Source organism: Acidisoma sp. PAMC 29798, assembly GCF_030252425.1.
Taxonomy (GTDB): domain Bacteria; phylum Pseudomonadota; class Alphaproteobacteria; order Acetobacterales; family Acetobacteraceae; genus Acidisoma; species Acidisoma cladoniae.
In genome coordinates this window covers 1,258,962-1,271,406 of the sequence record NZ_CP126994.1, presented here as the reverse complement: position 1 = coordinate 1,271,406, position 12,445 = coordinate 1,258,962, and the positions used below count along the sequence as shown (strand labels likewise).

At 64.2% G+C, this 12,445-nt stretch carries 10 protein-coding genes; 4 read left to right on the top strand and 6 right to left on the bottom strand.

Features of this window, described 5'->3' with window-relative positions; genetic code table 11:
- Positions 1–110 precede the first annotated feature (110 nt).
- Positions 111–1,001 carry a LysR family transcriptional regulator gene (locus tag QP803_RS06110; protein ID WP_284946896.1) on the bottom strand — a complete coding sequence of 297 codons (891 nt, stop codon included), beginning with the start codon at positions 999–1,001 and terminating at the stop codon, positions 111–113.
- A 108-nt stretch (positions 1,002–1,109) separates the two neighbouring features.
- Here QP803_RS06110 and QP803_RS06105 point away from each other — a divergent pair, with 108 nt between their 5' ends.
- Entirely contained in the window at positions 1,110–1,712 is a 603-nt protein-coding gene (locus tag QP803_RS06105) for a hypothetical protein (protein ID WP_284946895.1), read from the top strand.
- A 203-nt stretch (positions 1,713–1,915) separates the two neighbouring features.
- Here QP803_RS06105 and ssb read toward each other — a convergent pair whose 3' ends face one another.
- Positions 1,916–2,422 (bottom strand): single-stranded DNA-binding protein, encoded by a 507-nt coding sequence (gene ssb / locus QP803_RS06100; protein WP_284946894.1) that lies wholly within the window; start codon positions 2,420–2,422, stop codon positions 1,916–1,918.
- Positions 2,423–2,637: 215 nt separating this feature from the next.
- Between ssb and uvrA the strand changes: the two genes are divergently transcribed.
- Complete coding sequence (gene uvrA, locus QP803_RS06095; protein ID WP_284946893.1) at positions 2,638–5,544, top strand: excinuclease ABC subunit UvrA; 2,907 nt, start codon at positions 2,638–2,640, stop codon at positions 5,542–5,544.
- 82 nt (positions 5,545–5,626) lie between these two features.
- Here the strand turns inward: uvrA and QP803_RS06090 are convergent, their stop codons facing one another.
- Positions 5,627–6,421, bottom strand: coding sequence for a squalene/phytoene synthase family protein (locus QP803_RS06090; protein WP_284946892.1), 795 nt, complete (start codon positions 6,419–6,421; stop codon positions 5,627–5,629).
- A 153-nt stretch (positions 6,422–6,574) separates the two neighbouring features.
- Between QP803_RS06090 and QP803_RS06085 the strand changes: the two genes are divergently transcribed.
- Entirely contained in the window at positions 6,575–7,183 is a 609-nt protein-coding gene (locus tag QP803_RS06085) for a superoxide dismutase (RefSeq protein WP_284946891.1), read from the top strand.
- A 171-nt stretch (positions 7,184–7,354) separates the two neighbouring features.
- Here QP803_RS06085 and yajC read toward each other — a convergent pair whose 3' ends face one another.
- The gene (yajC, locus tag QP803_RS06080) at positions 7,355–7,726 is read right to left on the bottom strand and encodes a preprotein translocase subunit YajC (RefSeq protein ID WP_284946890.1); all 372 of its coding nucleotides are present in this window, start codon (positions 7,724–7,726) and stop codon (positions 7,355–7,357) included.
- Between the two features lie 108 nt (positions 7,727–7,834).
- Here yajC and QP803_RS06075 point away from each other — a divergent pair, with 108 nt between their 5' ends.
- Complete coding sequence (locus QP803_RS06075; protein WP_284946889.1) at positions 7,835–8,704, top strand: ATP-binding protein; 870 nt, start codon at positions 7,835–7,837, stop codon at positions 8,702–8,704.
- Positions 8,705–8,786: 82 nt separating this feature from the next.
- Here the strand turns inward: QP803_RS06075 and ntrX are convergent, their stop codons facing one another.
- Both ntrX and QP803_RS06065 read right to left on the bottom strand, forming a co-directional pair.
- Positions 8,787–10,178 carry a nitrogen assimilation response regulator NtrX gene (ntrX, locus tag QP803_RS06070; RefSeq protein WP_284947836.1) on the bottom strand — a complete coding sequence of 464 codons (1,392 nt, stop codon included), beginning with the start codon at positions 10,176–10,178 and terminating at the stop codon, positions 8,787–8,789.
- On the bottom strand, positions 10,168–12,432 hold the full coding sequence (locus QP803_RS06065; RefSeq protein WP_284946888.1) for a sensor histidine kinase NtrY-like: 2,265 nt from the start codon (positions 12,430–12,432) through the stop codon (positions 10,168–10,170). Before QP803_RS06065 ends, ntrX begins: the two co-directional genes overlap by 11 nt.
- Positions 12,433–12,445 lie beyond the last annotated feature (13 nt).

The following is a 12,445-nucleotide window of genomic DNA, read 5'->3' as shown; positions in this document are numbered from 1 at the left end:
AGGTCGATCAACGCCAGCCTTACGAGCGATACCACAAACTTAAGTCGTGCAAACTCTCGACACGAGCGCGCTGGACCGGTCGCAGGAGGGATCAGTCTGATGGCCCTTCGCTAAAGCTTGAACTCGTGTATTGCATTGTCAATGAATGCGCGGAGTTTCGGCGTTTGCTGCCGGTCGGCGAGGTAGAGCATGTGCAGGTCTCGCGAAGGGACCTCGAAGTCTGGCATGACACGGACCAGTTGTCCGGAAGCAAGCTCATCACGCACAAGATCTTGCGCGATAAGGACAATGCCGAACCCTTCCCGTGCAGCGGCCAATAGCGCCCTCGCATTGTTCACTCTCAATCGGCTGCGGATGCTGACCTCATACACAGTGTCTTCCCGAACGAAGCGCCATTCGTCCACCATCTTCGGCGGCCAATGGGCAAATCCCACGCATTCGTGGCGTTTCAGGTCGGCCGGCTCAATCGGCGCGCCGCGTTCGCCCAGATAAGCAGGAGAGGCGCAGGCGACGAGAAGGAACGGCGACAGCGCGCGCGCCATCAATCGTGAGTCCGTCAACATCCCTGTTCGAAACGCGACCTCGAACCCATCCTCAACCAAGTCCACAAATCCATCGGACAGCACCAAGTCTATTTCAAGCTTTGGAAACTGGCGTAAGAAGCGGGCGATGAATGGCGCAAGACGTTGCGCACCGAATGTCGACGGGGCGCTGATCCGAAGTCTACCTCGGGGTTCGGCGGCCAATTCCTGAGCGACGGCATCGGCCGCGGCGTCTTCGGCGAGCACGACTCTGCAGCGCTGCAGATAGGTGTTACCGACCTCGGTCAGGCTCTGCCGCCGCGTGGTTCGGTTCAGCAGGCGCACGCCAAGGCGGGCTTCGAGGGACATCACGTGCTTCGCGACCATTTGGGGCGACATATCGAGATCGCCCGCAGCCGCGGCAAAGGATCCGAGGTCAGCAACCCGGATGAAAACCGCCATACTTTCGAGACGGTCCATTCCCAACTCCGGGTGTCGAATGACCGAACCTTACAACCATTTATCCGGAAAGAGCGACAGGCGATGAGGTTGGCAAGACCAACCGGTCCCTACACATTCGAGGTCGCCATGCTCCATCGCCGTCATCTTCTCACCATCGCCGCCACTGCGGCTTTCTTCCCCGTGGCCGCAGTCGCGGGTACCAAGGCACCCACCTTCTCTGACACACTGACCGAACTTGGACCCGAGGGGACGGCTCTGGCTCTCCGCGCCGGCGTCTGGGACGTGACCGAGACGGCGTGGGACACGCCCAAGTCTGGCCCGGTCACGACCACCAACCTCATCGCCGAGCGCCGGATGATCGGGTCGATGATGCAGGAATATTTGCGCGATCCCGCCGACACCTCGGGCGCCTCGATCAAGCGCATCGACTACCTCACCTTCAACCGCGTCGAAGGCCGATGGGACTACGTGTCGATGGATATGCGTGATCCGTTCGGCATCATGTCGGCCTGGAGCCTCGACCGTGATCCCGGTGACCGGATCGTGGTGGAGTTCCAGCCTTTCGCCATCACAGGCGACGGCCTTGGGGACACCGGTAAGATGCTTCGGATGCAGCAGATCACCACGCGAAACGGGCCCAACCACGACGCCAAGGACCAGTATTTCATCTCGCCCGATGGGTCTGGAACCAAATGGCTGGGACACCGGTACGCTTATACCAGACGTTGATGATGTCGGTTTCGCGGAGTTCGAAATGTCCCGGCTCACACCGGGGGGTTCCGGCGATCCGAGCATCGGGCGGGTATGCGCGCTTCGCAGAAGGCCCGATGCGGTTGATTCGCTTCCTTACTTTGACGAAGGCGTAAGGCGCCACAGACTGTTCGATGCGATCGAACGGTCTGTGGCAATCAGGCAACGCATCACGCTCTGACCTAGAAGGGGATCTCGTCGTCCAGGTCGCTGGCGCGGGCATTGCCGCTATCCCAGCCCGCCGATGCAGGTGCGCGGGCTGCCGGCTTCGCGGCTGCCGGCCGAGCCGCGCCGCCATAGGAGCGCTCGGCCCCTTCGGTAGCGCCGCCCGCATCACCGGCACGGTCGAGCAGAACGAGTTCCGCCCCGATTCGCCCCAGCAAGACTTCAGTTGTGTAGCGATCAGCACCGGCCTGATCGGTCCATTTCCGGGTCTGGAGCTTGCCTTCGAGATAGACCTTGCTGCCTTTGCGCAGAAACCGCTCGGCGACGTCCGCGAGGCGATCGTTCATGATCACGACACTGTGCCACTCCGTCCGCTCCTGCCGCTCACCGCTGGTCTTGTCGCTCCAGCTTTCGGAGGTCGCGATGCGCAGGTTCACGATCTTCATGCCGGACTGGGTGTTGCGGATCTCGGGGTCCTTGCCCAGATTTCCGATCAAGGTCACCTTGTTAACGCTGCCCGCCATAGTCAGTCTCCACTTCGATCCATCGGGGATTCCGGGAATCCCACGCCACGAGAATAGCGTAAAACTGTCATCATCACCAGCGCGCCACGCCCATTTCGTTGCAGAAAGCGCTCGATATTTTCCCGCAGGCTCGACGACATGCCGCAAAGCCTATACCAGAACAAGACACGAACATCGATCCCGAATCGTAGAGCTTCAAGAGTGAACATAGCCTGGTGAAAAAGATATCGGTGACCCCCTTCCCGGCTGGCCCCGCCATCGTGGTGCGCGGCGCGCGGGAGCATAATCTCAAGAATATCGACGTCTCGATTCCCCGCGACAGCCTGGTGGTCATCACAGGCCTGTCGGGCTCGGGCAAATCCTCCCTCGCCTTCGACACCATCTATGCCGAGGGCCAGCGCCGCTATGTGGAGAGCCTGTCCTCCTACGCTCGGCAGTTCCTGGAGCTGATGGGCAAGCCGGATGTGGACAGCATCGAAGGCCTGTCCCCGGCTATTTCGATCGAACAGAAGACCACCAGCCGCAATCCGCGCAGCACAGTCGGCACCGTCACCGAAATCCACGACTATATGCGCCTGCTCTGGGCACGGGTCGGCATTCCCTACTCGCCCGCCACCGGCCTGCCGATCGAAGCGCAGACCATCAGCCAGATGGTTGATCGCGTCGCGGCCCTACCCGAAGGCACGCGCCTGCTGCTGCTCGCCCCCGTGGTGCGGGACCGCAAAGGCGAATACCGCAAGGAACTGGCCGAGCTTCAGCGCAAGGGTTTCACCCGCGTGAAGGTGGACGGCACGCTGTATGATATCGGCGATGTGCCGGCGCTGAACCGCAAGACCAAGCATGAGATCGAAGCGGTGGTTGATCGCGTCATCGTCAAACCGGGGATCGAACCGCGCCTCGCCGACAGCTTCGAGACCGCCCTCGGCTTGGCCGATGGCGTCGTCTATGCCGAGCCGCCGGATGCGCCGGCCGATGGTAGCGCGCGCATCACCTTCTCCTCCCGCTTCGCCTGTCCGGTGAGCGGCTTTTCGATCGAGGAGATCGAACCGCGCCTGTTCAGCTTCAACTCGCCCCATGGCGCCTGTCCGGCCTGTGACGGCTTGGGCCAGGAAAGCTTCTTCGATGGCGCCCTGGTGGTGCCAGACGATCGGCGCCCGCTGAATGCCGGGGCTGTCGCGCCCTGGAGCCATAGCCAGACGCCCTATTACGACCAGACGCTGCAAGGCCTCGCCCGGCACTTCAAAGTGAAGATGACGACGCCCTGGGCCGATTTGCCGGAACGCGTGCAGAGCGCCATCCTCAACGGCACCGGCGATGTGAAGGTCGAGATCACCTACAAGGACGGCGTCCGCGCCTATGCCGTGGATAAGCCGTTCGAGGGCGTGCTCAAGAACCTCGCCCGGCGTTGGAAAGAGACCGACAGCGCGTGGGTGCGCGAGGAGCTCAGCCGCTATCAGGCCGAGAAACCCTGCGCCGTCTGCCGTGGCGCCCGCCTCAAGCCCGAGGCGCTGGCCGTGAAGATCGCGGGCTCGACCATCGCCGAAGCCTCGGAACTCGCCATTCGCGCGGCCTTGCCCTGGTTCGAAGGGGTGCTGGAGCAGCTCACGCCGCAGCGGCAGGAGATCGCACGGCGAATTCTGCGCGAAATCGTCGATCGGCTGCGCTTCCTGATGGATGTCGGGCTCGACTACCTCACCCTCGCCCGTGGCTCGACCACGCTGTCAGGCGGTGAGAGCCAGCGCATCCGCCTCGCGAGCCAAATCGGCTCCGGCCTGACCGGCGTGCTGTATGTGCTCGACGAGCCTTCCATCGGTCTGCACCAGCGCGACAATGAACGGCTGCTCGGCACGCTGCGGCGCCTCAAGGCGCTGGGTAATACGGTGCTGGTCGTGGAGCATGACGAGGACGCGATCCGCGCCGCCGATTATGTCATCGACATGGGGCCGGCCGCCGGCGTCAATGGCGGGCAGGTCATTGCCCAGGGCACGCCGGCCGAGGTCGAGGCCGATCCCAACTCGATCACCGGCGCCTATCTCTCGGGCCGCAGCAGTATTCCGCTGCCCAAGGAGCGACGCCCGGTCGATCCAAAGCGGTTGCTGACCGTGGTCGGCGCCACCGGCAACAACCTCAAGAACGTGACGGCGAGCTTCCCGCTCGGCGCCTTCACTTGCATCACCGGCGTGTCGGGCGGCGGCAAGTCCACCCTCGTGGTCGATACGCTGTTTAAAGCGGTGTCGCGCCGGCTGATGGGCTCAGGTGAGGTGCCCGCGCCTTATACGAAGCTCGAAGGGCTGGAACAGCTCGACAAGATCATCGACATCGATCAGTCGCCGATTGGGCGCACGCCACGGTCCAACCCCGCGACCTATACCGACCTGTTCGCCCCGATCAGGGACTGGTTCGCCGAAATGCCGGAGAGCCGGGCGCGCGGCTATAAATCCGGCCGCTTCAGCTTCAACGTGAAGGGCGGGCGCTGCGAGGCCTGCTCGGGCGACGGGCTGATCAAGATCGAAATGCACTTCCTGCCGGATGTCTTCGTGACCTGCGACGTCTGCAAGGGACGCCGCTACAATCGCGAAACGCTGGAGGTGAAGTTCCGCGACAAGTCGATTGCCGATGTGTTGGACATGAGCGTGGACGAGGCGCTGCCCTTCTTCTCGGCGGTACCGCGCATCCATGACCGGTTGTCGATCCTGGAGAGGGTCGGCCTGGGCTACGTCAAGCTCGGCCAGCAGGCGACGACGCTGTCGGGCGGGGAAGCGCAGCGTATTAAGCTGGCCAAGGAGCTGGCGCGGCGTGCCACCGGCCGGACGATCTATATCCTCGACGAGCCGACCACGGGCCTGCATTTCGAGGATGTGCGCAAGCTGTTGGAAGTGCTGCACACCTTGGTGGACCAGGGCAATACGATCCTGGTGATCGAGCATAATCTGGAAGTCATCAAGACCGCCGACTGGATTCTGGACCTCGGGCCGGAGGGCGGCGATGGCGGCGGCCGGATCGTCGCCCAGGGCACGCCGGAAGAGGTCGCGATGAGCGAAGAAAGCCACACGGCGCGCTTTTTGAAGCCGTTATTGCCAATGGCGGTCGAGAAGGCCAAGCCGAAACGCAAGCGGGCGTAGCCGGCGGATAACGCTTCGCTCATCCGCCCTACACCGCGTCGAGACTCGTAGGGCGGATGAGCGAAGCGTTATCCGCCAAATGTCACACGCGGCCCATAAGCCCCGCGAAGGTCACCGCCAGCCGATCGCCCAAACCCCTGGGGCGCGGATCAACGGATGGCATATGCCGCAGATCGCGCCGGGCCAAGACCGCCGGCAGGGCCGCGGCGATAGCGGCGCGTGGCGGCGCCGGCAACACCCTCGCCTCCGCCAAGAAGCCGCGCCCCTCTTCCGCCAGATGCGCAAACAGGTCGCGCAGTCGCGCATCGGTGGGGTCAGCGGCGGCAGCCTCCGCCGTCATATCAAGGGCCGCAAGATGGTCCGTGGGCCAGGGCGCCCTGCCCTGCCGCCCAAGCACCAGCCGTGCTCGCAGCAAGCCCGCGACGCCATAGGCAGCGCCGCGCAGCCGCAGGCCGCGCAACACGCCATCATCGGTTACGCCCAGCGCCCGCCCCGCCGCAACGGCGAGACCGCCCGCACCGGCCAGCAGCCAATCGCACCACGCCTCCAAGGTCGGGAAATCGCCATCCACCTCGGCTTCCCGCGCTTCGATCAGGGCGAGGAGATCGCCGGCGTCAAGCCGGCCGTCCGCCAGCATGGCTAGCAGCGGTGTCGCGACCTCGTGACCTTTGGCCTCACCCTCCACCACCTCCCGCCACCATTGCAGGCGCATCAGGGCGAGCAGCGACTGGCTTGCCACTTCGCGGGCGCGGGCAAGCTCATGGTTGAAGGCATAGAGGGTCACCAGCGTCTCCCGCCGCGCCTCTGGCGCGAAGAGCACGGTGAGGAAACGGTCGGGGTCATGCCGCCGCAGGGTCTCGCCAAGAGGGGAAAGCATGGCGCGCGTGATGAACCGCCATCGCTGTGGTGGCAAGCGGAGCAGGTGGGTTGACGCACCCCCGCCCCGGCATAAGGTTAGGTGGTCTTGGGCGGCCGGCCTGCTCTCACCTCGGCCAGGTTCCCACTCACAAAAACCATCGGAGAGAACACCATGGCTTTCGAGCTTCCCCCGCTGCCTTTCGACACCTCGGCCCTGGCTGAGGCGGGCATGTGCCAGGAGACGTTGGAACTGCACCACGGCAAGCACCATCAGGCCTATGTGACGGCGCTGAACGGCTTCGTGGAGAAGAACCCGGCTCTACAGGGCAAATCCCTGGAAGAGATCGTGAAGCTTTCCTATGGGCAGAGCGACATGGCGCCGGTCTTCAACAATTCCGGCCAGCATTGGAACCACATCCTGTTCTGGAAGAACCTGTCCCCCACGGGCGGCAAGATGCCCGGCGCGTTGGAGACCAAGATCATCGCCGATTTCGGCTCGGTCGATGAGTTCAAGGCCGCCTTCAAGGCCGGTGCGATCGGCCAGTTCGGCTCCGGCTGGGCTTGGCTAGTGCTCGCCGCCGACGGCAAGCTGAAGATCGCCAAGACGCCGAACGGGTCCAACCCGCTCGCCACGGGCGAAGGCAAGGTTCTGCTCGGCCTCGATGTCTGGGAGCACAGCTACTACCTGGACTTCCGCAATCGCCGTCCGGATTACACGCAGAACTTCCTCGACAAGCTCGCGAACTACGAATTCGCCGCTAGCGAACTCGCCGCTAGCTAATCGCCGATTTCTTACGTGTTGATTGCTTAAGGATCGTCGCCCGCGGACTTGATCCGCGGGCCTACCCGTTACGGCGCCCAGACGGTGTTTGGGCGCCGCAGTGGGTAGGTCCCCGGGTCAAGCCCGGGGATGACGGTGTTGGGGTGAACGGTGCGCTGAGCGGAAGCCGCCTCAGGACACTTTCGACGGCGGCACAACGGCCACCGGCTTGCTGTCATTGGCGGCGACCGGCTTGACGATCGAGGAGATCGTCTCCTTCAACACGATGACGCGGACGTTCGGGGCAATTTCGACCTCGACCTCGTTGGTGCCTTCACGCAGCTTCTGCACGGTGCCGAGGATGCCGCCGGCGGTGATAACGCGGTCACCGCGCTTCATGGCCGCCACGCTCGCCTTCAAGGCCTTCTGCTTCTGCTGCTGCGGCCGGATCAGAATGAAGTAGAACACGCCGAAAATTAGGACCAGCGGCGCAAATTGCGTCAGGCTGGCCATCGTCGAGCCACCGCCGAGAGACTGTGCATAGGCCGATGAGATGAGGTGCATGAAGGGCGTCCGGGTTGCGGTGAATGGGGCCGGACCATAGTTTCCACCCCCCCGGCGTCAAGCCCCCGCCGTCGGGGCTTTGACCGCGCATGACGAATGGACTCTGTAATGGACGCGACGATCCCCGACCTGCTGACCCGCATCGCCCTGGCGCTGGAGCGTTTGGCGCCGCCGACCGCGATCGCGACCGACCTGACGCTCGCCGAAGGCTTCGTCTGGCAGCCCCGTGATCAGGAAGGGCCCGCTCGGCTCATTCCGGTCAAACGGATCGCCCGCGTCGCGCTCGATCTCATTCGTGGCGTCGATCACCAGAAGGCGGTGATGCTGGAGAATACGAGCCGCTTCGCGCGCGGCTTCCCGGCCAACAACGCCATGCTGTGGGGCGCACGCGGGATGGGCAAATCCTCCCTCGTTAAGGCCACCCATGCCGCCGTCTCAGCCGAGGCTTGGGGCCAAGGCCTCAAGCTCATCGAAATCCATCGTGACGATCTGCGGACATTGCCGGACTTGCTGAACATCCTGCGCGACCGGCCAGAGCGCTTCGTGGTCCTGTGCGACGATCTGTCCTTCGAGCGCGAGGATGCCGACTACAAGGCGCTGAAATCGGTGCTCGACGGCGGGATCGAGGGACGGCCGGGCAACGTGCTGTTCTACGCCACCAGCAACCGCCGCCACCTGATGCCGCGCGAAATGATCGACAACGAGCGGGCGACCGCGATCAATCCGGGCGAGGCGGTGGAGGAGAAGGTGTCGCTCTCCGACCGGTTCGGCCTGTGGATCGGCTTCCACAATTGCGACCAGGCGACCTTCTTCGCGATGATCGAGGGCTATGCGGCGGCCATGGGCCTGCCGATCGAGCGGGAGGCGCTGCGTGCCGGTGCCGTGGAATGGTCGGTGACGCGCGGCGGCCGGTCGGGCCGCGTCGCCTGGCAGTATGTCCAAGACCTCGCGGGGCGTTTGGGCGTGAAGGCGGCTTGATGGTGGAATGCGCTGCGCTTTTCCACCCTACAGAGCGACCATGTAGGGTGGAAAAGCGCAGCTCATTCCACCAAACTCGTCCCTAACCCCGTTCGTCCGCCGTCACGCCCAATTGCTTCAGCTTGCGGTGTAAGGCGCTGCGCTCCATGCCCACGAAAGCGGCGGTGCGGCTGATATTGCCACCGAGCCGCATCAACTGCGCCTGAAGATACTGGATTTCGAACAGATCGCGCGCCTCCCGCAGCGTCAGACCCATCATGTCCGTGCCGGAATCAAGCGAAAGCAAGCGTGGCGCATGGGCGCCGATTTCCGGCGGCAGGACATCGGCATGAATCGGATCCGCCGGGCTGCCGGGCGCCATGATCACCAGCCAGTCCATCAGATTGCGCAACTGCCGCACATTGCCCGGCCAATCATAGGCCTGCAGAGCGGTGATGGCATCGGCCGCCAATTCGCGCGGCGCCATGCCTGCATTCTCGGCCGCACGCTTGAGGAAATATTGCGCCAGCGGCGGCACGTCATCGCGCCTCTGCCGCAAGGCCGGCACCAACAACGGCACCACGGCGAGACGGTAATATAGATCTTCGCGGAACCGGCCGGCCGCAATCTCGACCTGCAAATCCTTGTTGGTGGTCGAAATGACGCGCACATCCACACTGACGCGCGACGACCCGCCGACCCGCTGGAAGGCCTGGTCCTGCAAGGCGCGCACGATCTTGCCCTGGGTTTCCAGCGGCATGTCCGACACTTCATCCAGCAGCAGCGTGCCGCCATGGGCACGCTCCAACACGCCGGCGCGTCGGGGTTCCCGCCCCGGCCCGGTGCCGGCCTCGACGCCGAAAAGCTCCTCCTCGAAGCGGGCCGGGTTGAGCGTCGCGCAGTTCAGGGCGGCGAAGGGCTGGTCCGAGCGGCGCGACAAGGCATGGATCATGCGCGCCGCCACTTCCTTGCCGACGCCGGCCGGGCCATGGACGAGAACGCGAGAGCCGGTGGGGGCGACGCGCTCGATCGCGCCGCGCAAGGCCTGCATGACGGCGCTGTCGCCGATCAGCGTGGTTTCCGCGCCGATGCGTAGACGCAGCTCCGCATTCTCCGCCGCGAGCCGCGCCGCTTCCAAGGCGCGGCGCACCATGAGCAGCAGACGATCCGCCTTGAAGGGCTTTTCGATGAAGTCGTAGGCGCCTTTCTGGATGGCGGTGACCGCCGTTTCAATCGTGCCATGGCCGGAAATCATCATGACCGGCACCCGCGGCTCCTCCCGGCACAGCACATCCAGAATGCCGAGGCCGTCGAGTCGGGAATTGCGCAGCCAGATATCGAGGATGACGAGGCCGGGCCGCCGGGCATGGAACGCCGCGATCGCGTCATCCGCATTGGCGGCCTGGCGCGTCTCGTAGCCCTCATCGCGGAGCACACCATCGATGAGCATCCGGATATCGGGTTCATCATCGACGATCAGGATGTCAGCAGCCATCATCCCTCGCGATCCTCAAAACCGGCACCTCGCTTCGACTATGGAGTGGCAAGACCAAGGTGGCGACCGCGCCGGGGCCGGGCTGACGATCCTCAAGAAGCAACAGACCCTCATGATCTTCCATGACTTTCTTGACGATGGCGAGGCCCAGGCCAGTGCCCTTTTCCTTGGTCGTCACATAGGGTTCGGTGAGTTGCGTACGTTCCGCCTGCGGCAGTCCGACCCCATCATCCGCGACACTGACGCGGGCCATGCCATCCGCCTGCATGACCGTCAGAAGAATTTCACCGGCACCCGGACGTGTCGATATCGCATCGGCGGCATTTTGAAGAAGATTCGTCAAAGCCTGGCCAATCAACCGCCGATCGCAGGCCACCATTAACCCACCCGCCGGAATATCGGCCGTGAACCGAATTTCGGGGCGCGCGTGCTGTTGCAGCATCAACGCATCCCGCGCGACCTGGCCGATATCCTCTTCCTTGATGACCGGCTGCGGCATGCGCGCGAAGGCCGAGAACTCATCGACCATGCGGCCGATATCCTCCACCTGCCGGACGATGGTATCGGCGCATTGCCGGAAGGTCTCAGGGTCGGAGGTGATCTCCCCCAAGAAGCGACGCTTCAGCCGCTCGGCCGACAATTGAATCGGCGTCAGCGGATTCTTGATCTCATGGGCGATGCGCCGGGCCACATCGGACCATGCGGCCTTACGCTGGGCGGCCGCGAGTTCGGTGATGTCGTCGAAGGTGATCACGAAGCCATCGACGCGCTGGTCCGTCATCTCCGCGCCCAGCCGCACATTGAGCAAGCGGCGCTGCGTCGGCGGCCCGATGGCAATTTCCGCCCGGCGCGGGCGATCGGGCATGGTGCGAACGGTTTCGATCAGGGCAGCGAATTCCGGCATCACGTCATCCAGCGGGCGGCCGATCGCGGCGATCAGATCCTCCCCCAACAGGCGCGAGGCTGCGCGGTTGGGCAGTTCGATGCGGCAATTGCCGTCGAGACCGATGACGCCGGCCGACACGCCACCCAGCACCGCCTCGGTAAAGCGCCGTCGCTCATCGATCTGGCTATAGGCCTTCATCAGCTCCGACCGCTGAGCGTCAAGTTGCCCGGTCATCCGGTTGAAGGCGCGGGTGAGGCCCGCGATCTCATCGTCACGCCGGCTTTCAGGCAATCGCACCGCCAGATCGCCAGAGCGGATGCGTTCGGCAGCACGGATCAGCCGGCCGACCGGCCGCGCGATCTGATTGGCGAAGACCAGGCCGAAGAGAATGGCCGCCGATAGCACCAGCAGGGCGACGATGGCGAAGATCACCACGAAGGTGAATTGCAGGCTGTGCCGATGCGATTCGAGACGATGATACTCGGTCACCGCCGCTTCAGTATGCGCCATATGCGCGAGAATCGCGGGATCGACGGGCTTTTGGATCAGCAGCATCGTCGGCGGCGTCGAATCGAGCTGCACGAGACCACTGACGACCGTGCCGTTCTGCGATCCCATGACCACGACATCACCGCCGCGCGCCACGGCCTCGGCCCAGGGTGGCGGCAGCGCGCCTCCAACCCCCGGCATGAAACCGGCGGAGGCGATGATCTGGCCAGTCGACGGCAGGAAGACCACCGCCTCGGTCAGGCCGCGCAGGGTGATCTGCGTTGTCAGGAAGCGCCCGAAATTGGAAAAATCGCTGGTCAGGAAGGGGCCCGCGCGCGCCATGTCATTGGCCATCGCGAAGGCATCCGTCCGAATCTCGTCCTTATGCTCCGTCAGATAACCCTGGGCGACCTGCATGCTTTCATCGAGGGCCGTGCGCACCCGCTCGTTAAACCAAGCCTGGATGCCGAGCTGGAAGAAGACCGTGGCGAAGATCGCGACGACGATGGCGGGGGTGACAGCCACGACGCTGAACAGCAGGACGAGTTGCGCCTGCAACTTGGAGCCGGCGGTGCCGCGCCTGCGTTCCACCAGCACGCGCACGACACGCACCGAGACGGCTGCCATCAGCAGCATCAACACCACGATATTGGCGGGCACCAGAGCGAGGACGGCGCGATGGCTGAGACCGAGGGAGGTGCCGCCAGACAGGATCACGAAGCTCGCCACCGCCAGCACAGCCGCGAGGGTCGCCAATAGGAGCGTGACGGTTTTACCGAGCGCGATGTTGAGCAGCGTGCGGAACGGCGAGCGGTTTCGGGGGGATGATGCCTGATCCCCGACCAGTTGCATGGAGGCAGGCGTGTTGCTGATCAGCATGGGACGACCGTTG